The following is a 19,471-nucleotide window of genomic DNA, read 5'->3' on the forward strand; positions in this document are numbered from 1 at the left end:
GATCGAGCGCACCGCCCCTTCCGCGTGTCCGTGCGCCTCAGGCGAGCCGCTTGCGCACCCACAGCACGGTCACCGCGGTCAGAGCCGCGGCCAGCGCCAGGCAGATCCCCGACTCGACCAGCTGCAGCGGCCAGTAGTCCGCCGCCCGGTGCACCTCGCTGTACTCCTGGGCCCCGGGGTACTTGCCCATGCAGGCCGCGTAGTCGAGCGCCTGGTCGCAGACGCCCGCCGACAGCTTCCGGCCGTCCGGCAGGATGATCCCCTGGGCGAACCCCCAGACGCTGTTGGGCAGTTCGGACGGCGACGCGACCAGCGTCTGCCAGCTCCACAGGTGCGGGCGCAGCGCGGCCAGCCCGTACTGGAGCAGGCCGACCAGCACGATGGTCAGGCCCATCGCGGGCAGCACCTGACGCAGCGCGACCCCCGCCAGCACCCCGACGGAGAGCGCCAGCAGCGTGGTCGCCACCAGCACCGGACCGCCGGAGGTGTAGAAGAACAGGCTGTTCCAGGCGACCCCGGAGACGTCGTTGGCACTGGGCAGCCAGACCCAGTGCATCAGCGCGGCCGGCACCGCCGTGGCGACCAGGGCGATCAGGGCGGCGGTGACCAGCTTGGCGGCCACCCAGCGGTCCCGGCTCACCGACTGCGACAGCACCAGCTTCCAGGTGCCGTTCTCCAGCTCCCTGGCCAGCAGCGTGGCCCCAAGGCCGGCCCCCGCCCCGGCCGGGAGCAGGAGCAGCAGCAGACCGATCCCCCGCAGCATGTCCCCGTAGCCGGCGCGGAAGTCCATCACCGCCTGCTGGAGGTTCGGCTGCTGACAGGCCGGGTCGGCGCTGATCATGGCGCAGCCCTTGATGTGGTGGCTGTCGATGAAGGAGACCATCTCGGCCCGCAGGACCGGGGCCGCGATCGCCAGCACGACCAGCGCCAGCAGCAGTCCACAGATCAGCAGCCGGTTCTGGCGCCACATCAGCCAGGTGATCCCGCGCGGCCGCAGCCCGCGGCGGACGGCGGGCCCGGTGGCGCCGACGGGGCGGGGGGCCAGGGTGCTGGTCATGCGGTCACCTCGGTCGTACGGGCGGTCCGGTCGGGCAGGTCGTTCGGCTGCACCCGCGCCTCGGCGGTCAGCAGGGCCGGGATGTCGGGCGCGCGCAGGTGCGCGAGCAGCAGTTCCTCCAGCGTCGGCTCGCCGCCCTCCCACTGGTCGTCCAGCTCACCGCTCGGGCGCAGCAGCACGGTGACCCCGCGGCCGTTCTCCCGGCTCTCCACCAGCTGGTGGCCGGCCAGGGTGGCAGCGGCGCGCTGCGGGCCGACCACCAACCGGTGGGCGGCCAGCAGTTCCTCGATGTCACCGGCCAGCCGCACCCGCCCGCCCGCCAGCAGCACCAGGTAGTCGCACGACTCCTGGAGCTCGGCCACCACGTGCGAGGACATCAGCACGGTCAGGCCGCGCTCGGCCGCCTCGGCCATCAGCCGGCCCATCAGCTCGTGGCGGGCCAGCGGGTCCAGGTCGGCCATCGGCTCGTCCAGGATCAGCAGGTCGGGCCGCTTGCCGATGGCCAGCGCCATCGCGACCCGGGTGCGCTGGCCGCCGGAGAGCGAGCCGACCTTGGCGGTCAGCGGGAAGGCCCCGGCCAGCACCTCCTCCGCCGCGCCCTGCTCCCAGCGCGGGTTGAGCTCCCGGCCCATCCGCAGCGTCTCGGCCACCGTGAAGCGCGGGTAGAGCGGCTTGTCCTGGGCGACGAAGGCCACCTCGGGGCTGCCGCCGGGGCGGGGCACCCGCCCGTCCACCTCGATCCGCCCCTCGCTGGGGCTCAGCAGCCCGGCGGCCAGCCCCATCAGCGTGCTCTTGCCCGCTCCGTTCGGGCCGACCAGGGCGCAGATCCGCCCGGCCGGCAGCCTGAACGAGCAGTTCCGCAGCGCCCAGCCGCGCCGGTAGTGCCTGCCGAGGCCGTGGGCGGCCAAGGCGGGGTGTTGCTCGGTCATCGGTTCCCCTTGCTCGTGTCCTTGCGGCCGTCGGCCCGCGGGCCGCCGAACTCCTGCTCGACCACGGACGCCATCAGCGCCTCGACGTCCTCCCGGTCCAGCCCGGCCGTGCGGGACCGGGCGGCCCAGTCGGCCAACTCGGCCCGCAGCGGCGAGTCGCTGCCCGCCTCCTCGCGGGCCAGCGAGCGCAGCACGAAAGTGCCGAGCCCCGGCCGCGGTTCGACCAGTCCCTCGCGCTCCAGCTCGCGGTAGGCCTTGAGCACGGTGTTCGGGTTGATCGCGGTGGCCGCCACCACCTCCTTGGCGGTCGGCAGCCGGTCGCCCGGCTCCAGCAGCCCCAGCCGCAGGGCGTGCTTGGTCTGCTGGACGATCTGGAGATAGGTGGCCACGCCGCTGTGCCGGTCGATGCGGTAGTCCATCGTCAGCATCACCATTTCACTAAGGCATTAGTGAAATGGTGATGGAAAAGAGCCCCGCCGTCAAGCTGCGTCGACGACGGGGCGTGTCACACCCTCCCGGATGTCAACACCCTCCCGGACCGGGTCAGCCGGAGCCCGTCCCGGACTGCAGCAGCAGCTCCCAGCACCGCTCGCCGTCCTGGAACCGCTCGGTCGCCGTGAGCCCCGCGGCGGCGGCCACCGCCGCGGAGGCGTGGTGCTCCGGGTGCACATGGGCGACCACCCGCCGCACGCCCGCCCCCGCCAGCCACCCGACCAGCGCCCGGGCCGCCTCGCGGGCGTAGCCGCGGCCCTGCCAGCCGGTCCCGACCACCCAGGCCACCTCGGCCCCGGTGCCGTCCACGGTGGCCTGCAGGGTGCCGATCAGCCGGTCCTCGGCGACCACGCGGATCACCCAGTTGAGCCAGCGTTGTGCCGGATCGGGTGAACCCGCCGACCACCGGCGGTAGCGCTCGGTCAGTGCCCGCAGGCTCTCCGGCTCTCCCCCGATGAAGCCGTGCAGCCCCGGATCGTCCAGCACCCCGTGCAGCACCGCAGCGTGCTCGACGCCCAGCGGCAGCAGCTCCAACCGCTCGGTGGCGATCGGTTCGATGTCTCTCATCCGTCCCCCGGAACATGAAGAACGCGGGTGGTGGACCCGTGGTCCACCACCCGCGCCACCGCGCTGAAAGCAGCGCGCCACCAGCTCAGATCTCGCCCCGCAGCTTGGCGAGCGCCTCGGCCAGGATCGCCTCGCCGTCGGCGTCCGTGCGCCGCTCACGGACGTAGGCGAGGTGCGTCTTGTACGGCTCGTTGCGCGAGGGAGCCGGCGGGTTGTCCTCGTCCTGACCGGCCGGGAACCCGCAGCGCGGGCAGTCCCAGGTGTCCGGGATGACCGCCTCGGCGGCGAAGCTGGGGCGCGTCTCGTGCTTGTTGGCGCACCAGAAGGAGATCCGATTGCGCGGGGCGGACTCGCCGCGCTCCGCCTCACCCATCGGGCCGGCCCCGACCCTGCTGCCACGGATGGCGTTGCCACTTGCCACGGTCTGACTCCCTGCGTGCCCTTATCCGCCTGGTTAACCCAAGCGCTGCCGACCGGCCGCCCGCTGCGGACAGTGGCAAGTTGTCCTAGTGTACGGAGCGAATAAGGATCTGTCCGCACCGCCTTCAGAACTGAGGCCTGATCAGCTCTTGACCTTGATCAGCAGACCCAGTACGACGATGCAGGCGAACCAGCAGAGGCCCACGATGACGGTGATGCGGTCCAGGTTGCGCTCGGCCACCGCGGAACCGCCGCCGGCCGACATCGCGCCGCCACCGAACATGTCGGACAGACCGCCGCCCTTGCCCTTGTGCAGCAGCACCAGCAGGACCATGATCAGGCTGAAGATGATCAGGGCAATCGAGAACCCGAGAACCACGGCGGGACCAACTCTCTCGTTCTATTGGGTCATGGGCTAAGGGCCGGACCCCCCTCGGAGGCCCGGCCCAAAGACTACGTTGCTGCGGGGGCGTTAGCCTACCGCCTGCTCACGGTACCGCACGATCTTGACGAACTCGTCGGCGTCCAGCGAGGCCCCACCGACCAGGGCGCCGTCCACGTCCGGCTTGGCCATCAGGCCGGCCGCACTGGAGGACTTCACCGAACCGCCGTACAGGATACGGACCTTTCCGGCCAGCTCGGCGTCGTACAGCTCGGCCAGCCGGGCCCGGATCGCGGCGCAGACCTCCTGCGCGTCCTCGGGGGTGGCCACCTCGCCGGTGCCGATCGCCCAGACCGGCTCGTAGGCGACGACGATGCTCTCGGCGTGCGCGGCCGGGACGCCGTCCAGCGCGCCGTCCAGCTGGGCCAGCGTGTGCTCGACGTGGGTGCCGGCCTTGCGCACCTCCAGCGGCTCGCCCACGCACAGGATCGGGGTGATCCCGCTGCGGTAGGCGGCCTTGACCTTGGCGTTGACGATCTCCTCGGTCTCGCCGTGGTACTGGCGGCGCTCCGAGTGGCCGATCACCGCGAAGGTGCACTTCAGCTTCGCGAGCATCGGGCCCGAGACCTCGCCGGTGTAGGCACCGGAGTCGTGCGCCGAGATGTCCTGCGAGCCGTACTTGATCTTCAGCTTGTCGCCGTCGACCAGGGTCTGCACCGAGCGCAGGTCGGTGAACGGCGTGAGCACCGCCACCTCGACCGCGTCGTAGTCCTTGTCGGCCAGCGCGAACGCCAGCTTCTGGGTGTGCTGGATGGCCTCGAGGTGGTTGAGGTTCATCTTCCAGTTGCCCGCCATCAGCGGGAGGCGCTCACTCATTGATCAGCCTTCCAGGGCGGCGATACCGGGGAGCGTCTTGCCCTCCAGGTACTCGAGGCTCGCGCCACCGCCGGTCGAGATGTGTCCGAACGCGTTCTCGTCGAAGCCGAGGATGCGCACGGCTGCTGCCGAGTCGCCGCCACCGACCACGGTGAACCCCGGGCTGCCGAGCAGCCCCTGGGCAACGGCCTTGGTGCCGTTGGCGTAGTCCGGGTGCTCGAAGACACCCATCGGGCCGTTCCAGAAGACGGTGCCCGCGTCCGCCAGCTTCTCGGCGAACAGCTCCCGCGTCTTCGGGCCGATGTCCAGGCCCTCCTTGTCGGCCGGAATCGCGTCGCTCGCGACCAGCTCCGGATTGGCCGGAGCCTTGGTCTTGAGGTCGGGGAAGTCCGAGGAGACCAGGACGTCCACCGGCAGGACGAACTCCACGCCCCGCTTCTCGGCCCGGGCCAGGTACTCCAGGCAGACCGGGATCTGGTCCTTCTGCAGCAGCGAGATGCCCACCTCGTGGCCCTTGGCCGCGAGGAAGGTGTACGCCATGCCGCCGCCGATCAGGATCCGGTCGGCCTTCTCCAGCAGGTTGTCGATCACCCCGAGCTTGTCGGAGACCTTGGCGCCGCCGAGCACCACCACGTACGGGCGGGCCACCTCGTCGGTGAGCTTCTTCAGCACGGCGAGCTCGGTGGCGATCAGGTCGCCGACCGCGTGCGGCAGCCGGGCCGGCAGGTCGAAGACCGAGGCGTGCTTGCGGTGCACCGCGCCGAAGCCGTCGCCGACGTAGAGGTCGGACAGAGCGGCGAGTTGATCGGCGAAGGCGCCGCGCTCGGCGTCGTCCTTGCTCGTCTCACCGGCGTTGAAGCGCAGGTTCTCCAGCAGCGTGACCTCGCCGTTGGCCAGAGCGGCAACGGTGGCCTTCGCGCTGTCCCCCACGGTGTCGCTCGCGAAGGAGACGTTCCTGTCGAGGATCTCGCCCAGGCGCACGGCAACCGGCGCGAGCGAGAACTGCGGGTCCGGCGCGCCCTTGGGACGGCCGAGGTGGGAGGCGACGATCACCTTGGCGCCGGCCTCGGCCAGCTTGGCGATGGTCGGGGCGACGGCGCGGATCCGGCCGTCGTCGGTGATGGTGGTGCCCTCCAGCGGCACGTTCAGGTCGGCGCGGACGAAAACCCGCTTGCCTTCCACACCGTCTTGAATGAGTTCGTCGATGGTCTTCACGGTCTTCGTTCTCCAGGGGGGAGAGAGGGGGCCCAGGAACAGTGGCGCTGGGAGTGGCGCAGCGCCCGGCAACTCGGGAACACCCGCAGGGAAGAGGGTGCGTGGGCAGGGGCAGGGCCCGGACGCGGTGTCCGCGCTCCGGGCCCTGCTCCTCACATCACGTCAGCTTCCGCTGCGTCAGAGCTGGCCACCGACGAGGGTGGTCAGGTTGACGAGGCGGTTCGAGTAGCCCCACTCGTTGTCGTACCAGCCGAAGACCTTGACCTGGTTGCCCTGGACCATGGTCATCAGCGAGTCGAAGATCGTGGAGAACGGCGAGTTGACGATGTCGGAGGAGACGATCGGGTCCTCCGTGTACTGCAGGATGCCCTTGAGGGAGCCCTCGGAGGCCTTCTGGAAGGCCGCGTTGACCTCCTCGACGGTGACCTCGCGCTCCAGGGTGACGACCAGGTCGGTGATCGAACCGGTCGGGACCGGGACGCGCAGCGAGGTGCCGTCCAGCTTGCCCTTGAGCTCCGGCAGCACCAGCGCGGTGGCCTTGGCGGCACCGGTGGAGGTCGGGATGATGTTCAGCGCGGCGGCACGGGCACGGCGCAGGTCCTTGTGCGGGAAGTCAAGGGTGACCTGGTCGTTGGTGTAGGCGTGGACGGTGGTCATCAGACCCTTGACGATGCCGAAGTTCTCGTTCAGCACCTTGGCCAGCGGCGCCACACAGTTGGTGGTGCAGGAGGCGTTGGAGATGACGGTGTGCTTGGCGGCGTCGTACTTCTCGTCGTTGACGCCCATGACGATGGTGACGTCCTCGTCGGTGGCCGGGGCCGAGATGATGACCTTCTTCGCACCGGCGGCGACGTGCTTCTTTGCCTGGTCGGCCTTGGTGAAGATACCGGTGGACTCGATCACGATGTCGACGCCCAGCTCACCCCAGGGGAGGTTGGCCGGGTCGCGCTCGGCGATCACCTTGAACGTGTGGCCGTCCACCGTGATGCTGTCGGCGGTGTGGCTCACCTCGGCCTGGAGGGTGCCCAGGATCGAGTCGTACTTGAGCAGGTGAGCGAGGGTCTTGGTGTCGGTGAGGTCGTTGACGCCGACGATCTCGATGTCCGCGCCCTGGGACTTGACCGCGCGGAAGAAGTTGCGGCCGATGCGGCCGAATCCGTTGATGCCTACCCGGATCGTCACGAACCGATCTCCTCTAAGGTACGCCGGGCTATGCCGACGGGGGTGGAAATTGGGATGTCCCCGACCACCACTGACCCTACCCCGCACGCGGTCGCCTAGGCACATCCGCCCTTCGTCAAGACCCTGGCGTGGCGTATTTCGGAATACGCCACGCCATGTTCGCCGATGTGCACCGATATCCGCGCCGGGAGCCGCCCCACGGGCTAGTTGAGCGCCATCTCCTCCGTCAGGTTGGCCTCGGTGCTGGGCAGTCCCAGCTCCATCGCCCGCTTGTCGGCCATCGCCAGCAGCCGCCGGATCCGGCCCGCCACCGCGTCCTTGGTCAGCGGCGGATCGGCGAGCGCGCCGAGCTCCTCCAGCGAGGCCTGCTTGTGCTGCATCCGCAACTGGCCGGCCGCCGCGAGGTGCTCGGGCACCTCGTCGCCGAGGATCTCCAGCGCCCGCTGCACCCGAGCCCCGGCGGCCACCGCCGCGCGGGCCGAGCGGCGCAGGTTGGCGTCGTCGAAGTTGGCCAGCCGGTTCGCGGTGGCCCGCACCTCGCGGCGCAGCCGGCGCTCCTCCCAGGCCAGCACCGACTCGTGCGCGCCGAGCCGGGTGAGCAGCGCGCCGATCGCGTCGCCGTCGCGGATCACCACCCGGTCCGCGCCGCGCACCTCGCGGGCCTTGGCCGGGATGCCGAGCCGGCGGGCGGCGCCGACCAGCGCGAGCGCCGCCTCGGAGCCGGGGCAGGTGATCTCCAGCGAGGAGGAGCGGCCCGGCTCGGTCAGCGAGCCGTGCGCCAGGAAGGCGCCGCGCCAGGCCGCCTCGGCGTCACAGGTCGCGCCGGAGACCACCGCCGGGGGCAGGCCCCGGATCGGTCGACCCCGGCCGTCCACCAGCCCGGTCTGCCGGGCCAGCAACTCACCGTCCTTGATCACCCGGACCACGTACCGGCTGCCGCGCCGCAGGCCGCTGGGGGCCATCACCACCAGTTCGGAGGCGTGGCCGAAGATCTCCAGCAGGTCCTTGCGCAGCCGCCGGGCCGCAATGCCGGTGTCGAGCTCCGCCTCGATCACGATCCGACCGCTCACAATGTGCAGTCCGCCCGCGAATCGCAGGATCGCCGACACCTCAGCCTTGCGACAGCAGGCCCGGGTGACGGGGAGCCGGCTGATTTCGTCCTTCACCGCTGCCGTCATCGCCATGGGCCGATCCTTCCATGTGTCCGGAAAATCCGGTCGTACGCGGCGGCCAGAAGCTCCGGGTCGTGTCGCGGGGTCCCGTCGGCGCCGGCCACCTTGTCCAGCACCAGCGCGGCCCCCATCCGCTCGGCCGCCTTCTCCAGGCCGGCCAGGTCGGCCACCCCGAAGGCGCCGCCGGTCACCGCGCGCTCGTCCACCAGGATCGCATCCACACCCAGTTCCGGAGCGTGGTCGGCGATGACCTCCAGGTGGCGCTGCGGGGTGAAGCCCTCGGTCTCGCCGGGCTGCGGGGCCAGGTTCAGGGTCAGCAGGCGGCGGGCCTTGGTCTCGATCAGCGCCTTGGCCAGCTCGGGGACCAGCAGGTGCGGCAGCACGCTGGTGAACCAGGAGCCGGGTCCGAGCACCACCCAGTCCGCCTCCAGGACCGCCGCCACCGCCTCCGGCACCGCCGGCGGCTCCTCGGGCAGCAGCCGGACCGACTGCACGGTGCCCGGGGTGATGGCCACGTCGGCCTGGCCGCGCACGGCGGTCACCCGCGCGGGGTGGGCCGGGTCGTGGCCGCGCACCTGGGCCTCGATGTCCAGCGGGACGGCGGACATCGGCAGCACCCGGCCCTGCACGTTGAGCAGCCGGCCCACCCACTCCAGGGCGGCGACCGGATCGCCGAGCTTCTCCCAGAGCGCCACGATCAGCAGGTTGCCCACCGCGTGGCCGCCCAGCTCGCCGGAGCCGGTGAAGCGCTGCTGGATCACCTCGGACCAGGTGCGGCCCCAGTCGTCGTCACCGCACAGCGCGGCCAGCGCCTTGCGCAGGTCGCCGGGGGGCAGCACGCCGAGCTCGGCGCGCAGCCGCCCGCTGGAGCCGCCGTCGTCGGCCACCGTGACCACGGCGGTCAGGTCGGAGGTGAGGCGGCGCAGCGCGGAGAGCGAGGCGGACAGGCCCTGGCCGCCGCCGAGCGCGGTGATCCGCGGCGCCGCCCCCTTCGTCGCGGAGACCGACCTCTTCTGTGCGCCCGGGGAACCCCGCTCGGCGGCCTTGTGCTGGTATTGCCGCCCTGGCGAGTATCCCGTCACACCTACCCCACGTTCCTGTGCTGTCGGCGGTGCTGGGGGACCGCCGCTACTCCCGTCCCATGTCGCGGTGCACCAGCACCGTTTCCACGCCGTCGGCGATCAGACGCTTCGTCAGCCGCTCCGACATGGCCACGCTGCGATGCTTGCCACCGGTGCAGCCTACGGCAAGCGTCATGTAGCGCTTACCCTCTCGGCGATAACCCTCGGTGACAATGCGCAGAAGCTCGGCGTAACCGTCCAGGAACTCCTTGGCACCGGGCTGCTGGAACACGTAGTCCGCGACGTCCGTATCCGTACCGGTTCGTGCCCGTAGTTCCGGCACCCAGTGCGGATTGGGCAGGAACCGGCAGTCCACCACGAGGTCCGCGTCGACCGGCAGGCCGTACTTGAAACCGAAGGACATCACGGTGCAGCGCAGCTCGGGCTCGTCGTGGTCGGCGAACTGGGCGTCCAGCTTGGCCCGCAGCTGGTGGACGTTGAGGTCCGAGGTGTCGATCACCAGGTCGGCCTCGCCGCGCAACTCGCGCAGCAGGTCGCGCTCCTGCGCGATGCCGTCGACGATCCGGCCCTCACCCTGCAGCGGGTGCGGGCGGCGCACGCTCTCGAAGCGGCGCACCAGGGCGTCGTCACCGGACTCCAGGTAGACCACGCGCATCCGGATGCCGCGCTTGTCCAGCTCCTCCAGCGAGGCCCGCAGGTCGTCGAAGAACTGCCGCCCCCGGACGTCGACCACCACGCCGATCCGGGCCACCGCGCCCTGCGAGCGGGCGCCGAGGTCGACCATGGTGGGGATGAGGGCCGGCGGCAGGTTGTCGACCACGAACCAGCCGAGGTCCTCCAGGCACTTGGCGGCCGTGCTGCGGCCGGCTCCGGACATGCCGGAGATGATCACCAGCTCCGGTGGGGTCTCGCCCACATCAGACACTGTCACTTCGGTTCCCCGCTCTCGCGTGCATCTGCTGTAAAAACGTGTGCGCCGCGCTCGACGTCACGCCTGGCCCGGTCGCACGGTCGGCTGGACCGGGTCGGCAGGGCCATCCTCCATGATCTCGCCTGTGGCGGTGTTCACCGCGAATGCCGCGGGTTGCCGGGACGCCAACGCCTGGACAACAGTCTCCGCCGTGCGGCGCCCGATGCCGGGGACGGCGCAGATCTCCTCCACGCTGGCGGCGCGCAGCTTCTTCACCGAGCCGAAGTGCTTGAGCAGCGCGGTGCGTCGGGTCTCCCCCAGGCCGGGCACGGCGTCCAGGCCGCCGGATCCGGTCAGCCGCTTGGCGCGCTTGCTGCGCTGGTAGGAGATGGCGAACCGGTGCGCCTCGTCGCGCACCCGCTGCAGCAGGTAGAGGCCCTCGCTGCTGCGCGGCAGCACCACCGGGTCGTCCTGGTCGGGCAGCCAGACCTCCTCCAGGCGCTTGGCCAGCCCGCACAGCGCGACGTCGTCGATGCCGAGTTCGTCCAGCGCGCGCCTGGCGGCGGCCACCTGGGGCTGGCCGCCGTCGACCACCAGCAGCTGCGGCGGGTAGGCGAAGCGGCGCGGGCGCCCGGTCTCCGGATCGACCGGGCCGCCGGGCAGCGCGTCGTCGTCCACACCGCCGTCGCCGTCGCCGGGCAGGCTCTGCTCGGGCACCGCCCACTCGCCGGTCCGCTCGCGCTCCTGGAGGTAGCGGCGGAACCGGCGGCTGATCACCTCGTGCATCGAGCGGACGTCGTCCTGGCCCTCGAAGCCCTTGATCTGGAAGCGCCGGTACTCGCTCTTGCGGGCCAGGCCGTCCTCGAAGACCACCATCGAGGCGACCACGTCCTCGCCCTGCAGGTGCGAGATGTCGAAGCACTCGATCCGCAGCGGCACCGAGTCCAGCTCCAGCGCGTCGGCGATCTCCTGCAGCGCCCGGCTGCGGGTGGTCAGGTCCGAGGCCCGCTTGGTCTTGTGCAGCGCCAGCGCCTGCTGGGCGTTGCGCCCGACGGTGGCCATCAGGTCCTTCTTGTCGCCGCGTTGCGGCACCCGCAGGTCGACCTGGCTGCCGCGCAGGCCGGTCAGCCACTCGCGCACCGGCTCGGCCGGCTCGGGCAGCGCGGGCACCAGCACCTCGCGCGGCACCGCCTCGCTGCCGCCGCCGTAGAGCTGCTGCAGGGCGTGCTCGACCAGCGCGGCGGTGTCCACGTCCTCGACCTTGTCGGTGACCCAGCCGCGCTGGCCGCGCACCCGGCCGCCGCGGACGTGGAAGATCTGTACCGCGGCCTCGAGTTCGTCCTCGGCCAGCGCGAGCAGGTCGGCGTCGGTGCCGTCCGCGAGCACCACGGCGTTCTTCTCCATGGCCCGCTTGAGCGCCCCGATGTCGTCGCGCAGCCGGGCCGCCTTCTCGTACTCCATCTCGGCGGCGGCCTCGGCCATCTGCTCCTCCAGGCGGCGCAGGTGGTTGCCGGTGCGCCCGGCCATGAAGTCGCAGAACTCCTCGGCCAGCTCCCGGTGTTCGTCGGCGCTGACCTTGCCGACGCAGGGCGCGGCGCACTTGCCGATGTAGCCCAGCAGGCAGGGGCGGCCGACCTGCTTGGCGCGCTTGAAGACCCCGGTGGAGCAGGTGCGCACCGGGAAGACGCGCAGCAGCAGGTCGACGGTCTCGCGGATCGCCCAGGCGTGCCCGTACGGGCCGAAGTAGCGCACGCCCTTCTTGTGTGCCCCGCGCATCACCTGCACCCGGGGGAACTCCTCGTTCAGCGTCACCGCGAGCTCGGGATAGCTCTTGTCGTCGCGGTACTTGACGTTGAACCGGGGGTCGAACTCCTTGATCCAGGAGTACTCCAGCTGGAGCGCCTCGACCTCGGTGCCGACCACGGTCCACTCCACCGAGGCGGCGGTGGTGACCATGGTGGCGGTGCGCGGGTGCAGGTTCGCCAGGTCCTGGAAGTACGAGGACAGGCGCGGGCGCAGGCTCTTGGCCTTGCCCACGTAGATCACCCGGCCGTGCTCGTCCCGGAACCGGTAGACCCCGGGCGAGGGTGGGATCGCTCCCGGCGCCGGGCGGTAGGTGGACGGGTCGGCCATCGTGGTCCCCCTCGTGCTGCGCTGTGACTGCTAAAACCCTAGCTCCCGGGGCCGACGGCCGGGGCCGGCCGGCCGAGATCAGCTCGGCGTCACGGTGAGCTTGCCGCCGGCCACCGCGACCTGGTAGCTGGGCAGCGGGCTCGGCGCCGGGCCGTCGGCGACCGAGCCGTCGGCGATGTTGAAACGGCTGCCGTGGCACGGGCACTGGATCTGGTTGTTCTTGACCTGGTCGACCAGGCAGCCGGCGTGCGTGCAGCGGGCGCTGAACGCCTTGTACTCGCCGGCGCTGGGCTGGGTGACCACGATCCGCTGGTCGGCGTAGACCTTGCCGCCGCCCACCGGCACGGCCGAGGCGTCGCCCAGGTCCACCGGCGTGGGCGCGGCCTTCGCCTGGCTCTTGCTGCCGCCCGAGCTCTCGCAGCCGCTCAGGACGAGGGCGGAGCCGCCGGCCAGCGCTGCCGCGCCGCAGCAGAGCAGGGTGCGGCGGGTGGTGGTGGGCGTCTGGTCGGCCTCGGACATGGTGCTGGCTCCCTGCGGGGGTGGGGCGGGTGGACGGGCGGCAGTCTAGGCCCTCTCCCATGGGCCGGACCCCGCCCCCGGGGCCGCCCGCCGAGGGACGGCCCCGGGAGGGTGGCCGTTACTTCTTGGCCGCCGCGCGCTTGCGGGCGGCCCGCGGGGCCGGGACCGGCGCGTCGCTCACCCGGTCGCCCAGGATGTCGCGCAGGAACTTGCCGGTGTGGCTGTCCGTGGTGGCGGCGATCTCCTCGGGGGTGCCCTCGGCGATCACCGTGCCACCGCCGTTGCCGCCCTCGGGACCCATGTCCACGATCCAGTCGGCGGTCTTGATCACATCGAGGTTGTGCTCGATGACGATCACCGTGTTGCCCTTTTCGACCAGACCGGAGAGCACCTTGATCAGCTTGCTGATGTCCTCGAAGTGCAGGCCGGTGGTCGGCTCGTCCAGCACGTAGACGGTCCGCCCGGTGGAGCGCTTCTGCAGCTCGGCGGCGAGCTTGACGCGCTGCGCCTCACCGCCGGAGAGGGTCGGCGCGCTCTGGCCGAGCCGGACGTAGCCGAGGCCGACGTCGTTGAGGGTGCGCAGGTGGCGGGCGATCGCCGGGACCGCCTCGAAGAAGTGCAGCGCCTCCTCGATCGGCATGTCCAGCACCTCGGCGATGGACTTGCCCTTGTAGTGCACCTCCAGCGTCTCGCGGTTGTAGCGGGCGCCGTGGCAGACCTCGCACGGGACGTAGACGTCCGGCAGGAAGTTCATCTCGATCTTGATGGTGCCGTCGCCCGAGCAGTTCTCGCAGCGGCCGCCCTTGACGTTGAAGGAGAACCGGCCCTGCAGGTAACCGCGCACCTTCGCCTCGGCGGTCTCCGCGAAGAGCTTGCGGACGTGGTCGAAGACGCCGGTGTAGGTGGCCGGGTTGGACCGCGGGGTGCGGCCGATCGGCGACTGGTCGACGTGCACCACCTTGTCCACCAGATCGGTGCCGGTGACCCGGGTGTGCCGGCCCGGCACGCTGCGCGCGCCGTTCAGCTCGCGCGCCAGGTGGGTGTAGAGGATGTCGTTGACCAGGGTGGACTTGCCCGAGCCCGAGACGCCGGTGATCGCGGTGAACATCCCCAGCGGGAAGCCGACCGTGACGTCCTTGAGGTTGTGCTCGCGGGCGCCGTGCACCACGATCTGGCGCTTCTTGTCGCGCGGGCGGCGCACGGTGGGGATCGGGATCGAGCGCTTGCCGGAGAGGTACTGGCCGGTCAGCGACTGCTCGTTGGCCAGCAGCTCCTTCAGCCCGCCGGAGTGCACCACCTTGCCGCCGTGCTCGCCGGCGCCGGGGCCGATGTCGACCACCCAGTCGGCGGTCTTGATGGTGTCCTCGTCGTGCTCGACCACGATCAGCGTGTTGCCGATGTCGCGCAGCCGGACCAGGGTCTCGATCAGCCGGTGGTTGTCGCGCTGGTGCAGGCCGATGGACGGCTCGTCCAGCACGTAGAGCACGCCGACCAGGCCGGAGCCGATCTGGGTGGCGAGCCGGATCCGCTGCGCCTCACCGCCGGACAGGGTGCCGGCCGCGCGGTTGAGCGAGAGGTAGTCGAGGCCGACGTCGACCAGGAACCGCAGCCGCTCGTTGACCTCCTTCAGCACCCGCTCGGCGATCTTCTTGTCCCGGGCGGTGAGCTTCATCGCGCTCAGGAAGTCGGCGCAGTCGCTGATCGACATCGCCGAGACCTCGGCGATCGACTTGCCCTGCACGGTGACCGCGAGCACCACCGGCTTGAGCCGGGTGCCCTCGCAGGTGGGGCACGGCACCTCGCGCATGTAGCCCTCGAAGCGCTCGCGACCGCTGTCGGTCTCCGCCTCGTTGTGCTTGCGCTGGACGAACGGGATCACGCCCTCGAACCCGGTGACCCAGGACCGGGCCTTGCCGTAGCGGTTGTTGTAGCGGACCTCGACCTTGGCCTTGTGGCCGTAGAGCAGCGCCTTCTTGGCCCGGGCCGGCAGCCCGGCCCACGGGATGTCGGTCCGGAAGCCGACCTCGGTGGCGAGTGCGTCGATCAGGTGGCCGAAGTACTCGCGCAGGTGGCCGCCGGTCCACGGGTGGATGGCGCCCTCGTCCAGCGACTTCTGGTCGTCGGGGACCACCAGCTCGGGGTCCACCTCCATCCGGCTGCCGAGGCCGGTGCACTCGGGGCAGGCGCCGAACGGGGAGTTGAAGGAGAACGAGCGCGGCTCCAGCTCCTCGAAGGAGACGTCGTCGTACGGGCAGTAGAGGTGCTCGGAGTACATCCGCTCACGCTCGGGGTCGTCCGCGTCGAGGTCGACGAAGTCCAGCACCACCATGCCGCCGGAGAGCTTGAGCGCCGTCTCCACCGAGTCGGTCAGGCGGCGCTTGGCGCTCTCCTTGACGGTGAGGCGGTCGATGACCACCTCGATGGTGTGCTTCTCCTGCTTCTTGAGCTTGGGCGGCTCGGCCAGCTGGACCGTCTCGCCGTCCACCCGGGCCCGGGCGTAGCCCTTGGACTGCAGGTCGGCGAAGAGGTCGACGAACTCGCCCTTGCGCTCGCGCACCACCGGGCTGAGCACCTGGAACCTGGTGCCCTCGGCGAGCTCCAGCACCTTGTCCACGATCGCCTGCGGGGACTGCTTGGCGATCGGGCGCCCGCAGTGCGGGCAGTGCGGCTTGCCCACCCGGGCGAAGAGCAGCCGCAGGTAGTCGTAGACCTCGGTGATGGTGCCGACCGTGGACCGGGGGTTGCGGTTGGTGGACTTCTGGTCGATCGAGACGGCCGGCGAGAGGCCCTCGATGAAGTCGACGTCCGGCTTGTCCATCTGGCCGAGGAACTGCCGGGCGTAGGAGGACAGCGACTCGACGTAACGCCGCTGCCCCTCGGCGAAGATCGTGTCGAAGGCCAATGACGACTTGCCCGACCCGGAGAGACCCGTGAAGACGATCAGGGAGTCCCGGGGCAGGTCGAGCGAGACGTTCTTGAGGTTGTGCTCGCGAGCACCGCGGACGATGAGGCGGTCGGCCACTGCTTCTGGCGCCTTTCTCCGGGAACGGGCATTGCTTCCAGTGTCACCGATCAGCGTATCGCTCATGCGTTCGAACAACGATCGCGTCCAGTCGGGTCCACCCGTACGAGTGAAGCGCACCCCACTGACAACCGTCCGGATCCCGGGAACCCCCCCTGCTCGGCGCCCGGCCCAGCGATAGCCTTCGCCCTGCACGGCCCAACGAGCCCGGGCCTGCCACGTCACGCACGCCAAGAGGGGGCCCTCGATGACCACCACCCAGCCCGACCCGCACGCCGACCTGGCCAAGGTCGCGGAGAGCACCGAGCGCCTGCTGCACACCGTCGCCGCCCTCGATCCGGCCGCGCTCGCCGAGCCGTCCGCGCTGCCCGGCTGGACCCGCGGCCACGTGCTCACCCACCTCGCCCGCAACGCCGACTCGCTGGTCAACCTGGTCGAGTCGGCCCGCACCGGCCGGGACATCCCGCAGTACGCCAGCAGCCAGGCCCGCGACGAGGACATCGAGAAGGGCGCCGGGCGTCCGCTCGTCGAGCAGCTGGCCGACCTGCGGGCCAGCGCCGTGCGGCTGGCCGAGGCCGTCGCCACACTGCCCGAGGCGGCCTGGGGCGCCCAGCTCAAGCACCGGCTCGGCTACGTCTTCCCCGCGCGCGACCTGCCCTGGAAGCGGCTGGCCGAACTGGAGTACCACCACGTCGACCTGGCCGTCGGCTACAGCCCCGCGCACTGGCCCGAGGAGTTCGCCGCGGTCGAGTTCGGCAAGCTGGCGGCCCGGTTCGCCCAGCTGGACGGCCTGCCGCCGCTCGAACTGCTCGCCGAGGACACCGGTGCCAAGGCCAGTCTCGGCACCCGCGAGGGCGCGGTGCCCGAGCAGCGGGCCGAGGGCCCGGTGCGCGCCCTGACCGCCTGGCTCTCCGGCCGCTCGGACGGCGACGGCCTGCAGGTGCACCGCGACGGCGGCGCGCTGGCCGACCCGCGCTCGGCCCTGCCCGCGCTCCCCCCGATGGGCTGACGCGCGATCATAGGCCCCGTACCCATTGGCCGGAACAGCCAGAAGGAGCACCCCTTGAGCTACCACGGAGCCGTCAAGGTCGGCGGTCCGCCGGACGTCCGCGAACTCGCCCATCTGATCATCACCAAGGTGGCGGTCGGCCCGTTCGACAACAACGCCTACCTGCTGCGCTGCCGGGCCACCGACGAGCAGCTGCTGATCGACGCGGCCGCCGACGCCCCGACGCTGCTGGAGACCGTCGGTGACCAGCTGGCCACCGTGGTCACCACCCACCGCCACCAGGACCACTGGGCCGGGCTGGCCGAGGTGGTCGCGGCCACCGGCGCCCGCACGGCGGCGGGCCGCCACGACGCCGAGGGCATCCCCGTCCCCACCGACCTGCTGCTGGACGACGGCGACACCCTGCGGGTCGGCGAGGCGACCCTCACCGTGCGCCACCTGGTCGGCCACACCCCCGGCGCCATCGTGCTGGTCTACGACGACCCCGAGGGCCACCCCCACGTCTTCACCGGCGACTGCCTCTTCCCCGGCGGCATCGGCAACACCCACCAGGACAAGGCCGCCTTCGAGAGCCTCTACCGGGACGTCACCACCAAGCTCTTCGACGCCCTGCCCGACGAGTCCTGGGTCTACCCCGGCCACGGCAAGGACACCACCCTCGGCACCGAGCGCCCCCACCTCACCGAGTGGCGCGACCGCGGCTGGTGACACCGCCGCCGATCCTCGCCGTCACACCACCGGGATGCCCCGCCGGAATCGGTTCCGGCGGGGCATCCCGCGCGAGGCGGCACCGTCGTCCCGCCTCAGCCGATCGCCTGGCGCCTGGAGGCGCGCAGGCTGGTGACCGTGGTGACGCCCAGGACCAGCACGATGAAGCCGAGGGAGACCGGGATCCCGATCTGCGGCACGTGCAGCCCGCTCTCGTGCAGCGCGTGCAGCACCAGCTTCACGCCGATGAAGCCGAGGATCAGCGAGAGCCCGTAGGACAGGTGGACCAGGCGCTTCAGCAGGCCGCCGATCAGGAAGTACAGCTGGCGCAGGCCCATCAGCGCGAAGGCGTTGGCGGTGAAGACGATGTACGGGTCCTGGGTCAGACCGAAGATGGCCGGGATCGAGTCCAGCGCGAAGAGCACGTCGGTGGTGCCGATGGCCAGCATCACCACGGTCATCGCGGAGATCGCCGGGAAGCGCCGGCGGACCGCCGTCAGCAGCTTGCTCTCCTCGAACTCGTCGTCCTGATGGCCACCCCGGGCCTCCTTGATCAGCTTCCAGGCCGTCCAGATCAGGAACGCGCCGAAGAAGTAGAAGACCCAGGAGAAGCTCGCGATCAGCGCCGCGCCGCCGGCGATGAAGACCGCCCGCAGCACCAGCGCTATCAGCACCCCGACCATCAGCACCCGCTGCTGGTGGATCCTGGGCACCGCGAACTTGGCCATGATCAGCACGAAGACGAAGAGGTTGTCGACGCTCAGCGACTTCTCGGTGACGTAGCCGGCGAAGAACTCACCGGCCGGCTGCCCGCCGCCGTACCACCACAGGAAGCCGCCGAAGAGCAGCGCCAGCACCACCCAGACCACGGTCCAGATGCCGGCCTCCTTGATGGAGACCTCGTGCGGCTTGCGGCCACCGATGAAGAAGTCGGCGGCGATCAGGGCGATCAGCACCCCGATGGTGGTCGCCCACAGGGCGAGGGAAACGTCCATGAAGCTGGTCCTCCGGCATCCATCGTCTGCCGGAGGTCTCTTCCGTCCTGCGGGCCGCGCAAGGGCCGCAAGGGCCGGCGCCGCCGAGGACCGGTGCCCCGGGCCGACCGATACGCGGTCGCCGTGATGACGGGAACACCGTAGGGGGAATACTCCCCTCCGTTCCAAGAAGAGTAACAGCTAGTACCAAGAGAAGGTAAAGACGGCCCCGGCACCGGCTACAGGAACGGCTCGATGGCCGGCAGCAGGTCCTGGAAGGTCCGTGCCTTCGCCGGGGCACCGATCGCCTGCATCCCCCAGCCGCCGGCCGGGTCGCGGTACACCTTGGCCATGATCTGGCCGGTGTGCCCGCCGCCGCCGCTCAGCTCGTAGCGGGCCAGCTCCTGGCCGCTGGTCTCGTCGATCAGCCGGCAGTGCGCGTGCCGCACCTCGGCGAAGGTCTGGCCGGTGTAGGAGCTGACGGTGAAGACCACCTGGGTGATCTGGGCCGGGATGCGGGCCAGGTCCACCACGATCGACTCGTCGTCGCCACCGGCGCCCGCGCCGCCCACCAGGTTGTCCCCGGTGTGCCGCACCGAGCCGTCCTTGCTCACCAGCTGCTGGAAGAAGACCACGTCGGCGGGGGTGTGCTCGGCGTACAGCAGGGCCGAGGCGTCCAGGTCGATCTGTCGGCTCCGGCTGCCGAACAGGCCCCGCTTGGGCGCCGCGCGCCATCCCAGGCCCATCCGGACCACGCTCAGCGACTCGCCGCTGACCTTCCGCAGGCTCACCTGCTGACCCTTGGTCAGATTCACCGACACG

19 protein-coding genes are annotated in these 19,471 nt (G+C 71.0%); 2 read left to right on the top strand and 17 right to left on the bottom strand.

All coding sequences use genetic code 11. From position 1 onward, the window contains the following. Positions 1–37 precede the first annotated feature (37 nt). The 15 genes from OG500_RS12775 to uvrA form a co-directional block, all read right to left on the bottom strand. Positions 38–1,057, bottom strand: coding sequence for an ABC transporter permease (locus tag OG500_RS12775; RefSeq protein WP_327066689.1), 1,020 nt, complete (start codon positions 1,055–1,057; stop codon positions 38–40). Then, positions 1,054–1,986, bottom strand: coding sequence for an ABC transporter ATP-binding protein (locus OG500_RS12780; RefSeq protein ID WP_327066690.1), 933 nt, complete (start codon positions 1,984–1,986; stop codon positions 1,054–1,056). The genes OG500_RS12775 and OG500_RS12780 overlap by 4 nt, the downstream gene beginning before the upstream one ends. Continuing rightward, entirely contained in the window at positions 1,983–2,405 is a 423-nt protein-coding gene (locus OG500_RS12785) for a GntR family transcriptional regulator (protein ID WP_327071534.1), read from the bottom strand. The genes OG500_RS12780 and OG500_RS12785 overlap by 4 nt, the downstream gene beginning before the upstream one ends. A gap of 124 nt (positions 2,406–2,529) precedes the next feature. Continuing rightward, entirely contained in the window at positions 2,530–3,045 is a 516-nt protein-coding gene (locus OG500_RS12790) for a GNAT family N-acetyltransferase (RefSeq protein WP_327066691.1), read from the bottom strand. An 85-nt stretch (positions 3,046–3,130) separates the two neighbouring features. Next, complete coding sequence (locus OG500_RS12795) at positions 3,131–3,466, bottom strand: RNA polymerase-binding protein RbpA (RefSeq protein ID WP_184938344.1); 336 nt, start codon at positions 3,464–3,466, stop codon at positions 3,131–3,133. A gap of 141 nt (positions 3,467–3,607) precedes the next feature. Continuing rightward, positions 3,608–3,844: a preprotein translocase subunit SecG gene (gene secG / locus OG500_RS12800; RefSeq protein ID WP_327066692.1), complete on the bottom strand. Its 237-nt coding sequence runs from the start codon at positions 3,842–3,844 to the stop codon at positions 3,608–3,610. A 93-nt stretch (positions 3,845–3,937) separates the two neighbouring features. Then, positions 3,938–4,723 (bottom strand): triose-phosphate isomerase, encoded by a 786-nt coding sequence (gene tpiA, locus OG500_RS12805; RefSeq protein WP_327066693.1) that lies wholly within the window; start codon positions 4,721–4,723, stop codon positions 3,938–3,940. Between the two features lie 3 nt (positions 4,724–4,726). After that, positions 4,727–5,938 carry a phosphoglycerate kinase gene (locus OG500_RS12810; RefSeq protein ID WP_327066694.1) on the bottom strand — a complete coding sequence of 404 codons (1,212 nt, stop codon included), beginning with the start codon at positions 5,936–5,938 and terminating at the stop codon, positions 4,727–4,729. Between the two features lie 177 nt (positions 5,939–6,115). Next, on the bottom strand, positions 6,116–7,120 hold the full coding sequence (gap, locus tag OG500_RS12815) for a type I glyceraldehyde-3-phosphate dehydrogenase (protein WP_327066695.1): 1,005 nt from the start codon (positions 7,118–7,120) through the stop codon (positions 6,116–6,118). A gap of 203 nt (positions 7,121–7,323) precedes the next feature. After that, positions 7,324–8,304, bottom strand: a complete 981-nt coding sequence (whiA, locus tag OG500_RS12820) for a DNA-binding protein WhiA (RefSeq protein WP_035841998.1) — start codon at positions 8,302–8,304, stop codon at positions 7,324–7,326. After that, complete coding sequence (locus tag OG500_RS12825) at positions 8,295–9,374, bottom strand: gluconeogenesis factor YvcK family protein (protein ID WP_442789151.1); 1,080 nt, start codon at positions 9,372–9,374, stop codon at positions 8,295–8,297. The genes whiA and OG500_RS12825 overlap by 10 nt, the downstream gene beginning before the upstream one ends. Positions 9,375–9,420: 46 nt before the next feature. Continuing rightward, a complete protein-coding gene (gene rapZ, locus OG500_RS12830) occupies positions 9,421–10,305 on the bottom strand; it encodes an RNase adapter RapZ (protein WP_442789152.1) in 885 nt (294 codons plus the stop codon). Between the two features lie 57 nt (positions 10,306–10,362). Next, positions 10,363–12,417: an excinuclease ABC subunit UvrC gene (gene uvrC, locus OG500_RS12835; RefSeq protein ID WP_327066696.1), complete on the bottom strand. Its 2,055-nt coding sequence runs from the start codon at positions 12,415–12,417 to the stop codon at positions 10,363–10,365. Positions 12,418–12,495: 78 nt separating this feature from the next. Beyond that, complete coding sequence (locus OG500_RS12840) at positions 12,496–12,936, bottom strand: Rieske (2Fe-2S) protein (protein ID WP_327066697.1); 441 nt, start codon at positions 12,934–12,936, stop codon at positions 12,496–12,498. 118 nt (positions 12,937–13,054) lie between these two features. Continuing rightward, the gene (gene uvrA, locus OG500_RS12845; protein ID WP_327066698.1) at positions 13,055–15,958 is read right to left on the bottom strand and encodes an excinuclease ABC subunit UvrA; all 2,904 of its coding nucleotides are present in this window, start codon (positions 15,956–15,958) and stop codon (positions 13,055–13,057) included. Positions 15,959–16,205: 247 nt separating this feature from the next. Between uvrA and OG500_RS12850 the strand changes: the two genes are divergently transcribed. Together OG500_RS12850 and OG500_RS12855 are read left to right on the top strand one after the other, a co-directional pair. Beyond that, positions 16,206–16,967: a maleylpyruvate isomerase family mycothiol-dependent enzyme gene (locus tag OG500_RS12850; protein WP_327066699.1), complete on the top strand. Its 762-nt coding sequence runs from the start codon at positions 16,206–16,208 to the stop codon at positions 16,965–16,967. 54 nt (positions 16,968–17,021) lie between these two features. Continuing rightward, complete coding sequence (locus OG500_RS12855) at positions 17,022–17,675, top strand: MBL fold metallo-hydrolase (protein ID WP_329579867.1); 654 nt, start codon at positions 17,022–17,024, stop codon at positions 17,673–17,675. A gap of 95 nt (positions 17,676–17,770) precedes the next feature. On the opposite strand, the gene OG500_RS12860 is transcribed toward OG500_RS12855, so the two are convergent. Together OG500_RS12860 and OG500_RS12865 are read right to left on the bottom strand one after the other, a co-directional pair. Continuing rightward, positions 17,771–18,670, bottom strand: coding sequence for a TerC family protein (locus OG500_RS12860; RefSeq protein WP_329579870.1), 900 nt, complete (start codon positions 18,668–18,670; stop codon positions 17,771–17,773). A gap of 218 nt (positions 18,671–18,888) precedes the next feature. Continuing rightward, entirely contained in the window at positions 18,889–19,470 is a 582-nt protein-coding gene (locus OG500_RS12865) for a TerD family protein (RefSeq protein WP_327066703.1), read from the bottom strand. Position 19,471 lies beyond the last annotated feature (1 nt).

This window comes from Kitasatospora sp. NBC_01250, from assembly GCF_036226465.1.
Lineage (GTDB): Bacteria > Actinomycetota > Actinomycetes > Streptomycetales > Streptomycetaceae > Kitasatospora.

Coding starts and splice junctions, on each gene's coding strand:
- OG500_RS12775 (WP_327066689.1), bottom strand. CDS start 1,057: ATGACCAGCACCCTGGCCCCCCGCCCCGTCGGCGCCACCGGGCCCGCC.
- OG500_RS12780 (WP_327066690.1), bottom strand. CDS start 1,986: ATGACCGAGCAACACCCCGCCTTGGCCGCCCACGGCCTCGGCAGGCAC.
- OG500_RS12785 (WP_327071534.1), bottom strand. CDS start 2,405: ATGGACTACCGCATCGACCGGCACAGCGGCGTGGCCACCTATCTCCAG.
- OG500_RS12790 (WP_327066691.1), bottom strand. CDS start 3,045: ATGAGAGACATCGAACCGATCGCCACCGAGCGGTTGGAGCTGCTGCCG.
- tpiA (WP_327066693.1), bottom strand. CDS start 4,723: ATGAGTGAGCGCCTCCCGCTGATGGCGGGCAACTGGAAGATGAACCTC.
- whiA (WP_035841998.1), bottom strand. CDS start 8,304: ATGGCGATGACGGCAGCGGTGAAGGACGAAATCAGCCGGCTCCCCGTC.
- uvrC (WP_327066696.1), bottom strand. CDS start 12,417: ATGGCCGACCCGTCCACCTACCGCCCGGCGCCGGGAGCGATCCCACCC.
- OG500_RS12840 (WP_327066697.1), bottom strand. CDS start 12,936: ATGTCCGAGGCCGACCAGACGCCCACCACCACCCGCCGCACCCTGCTC.
- OG500_RS12850 (WP_327066699.1), top strand. CDS start 16,206: ATGACCACCACCCAGCCCGACCCGCACGCCGACCTGGCCAAGGTCGCG.
- OG500_RS12860 (WP_329579870.1), bottom strand. CDS start 18,670: ATGGACGTTTCCCTCGCCCTGTGGGCGACCACCATCGGGGTGCTGATC.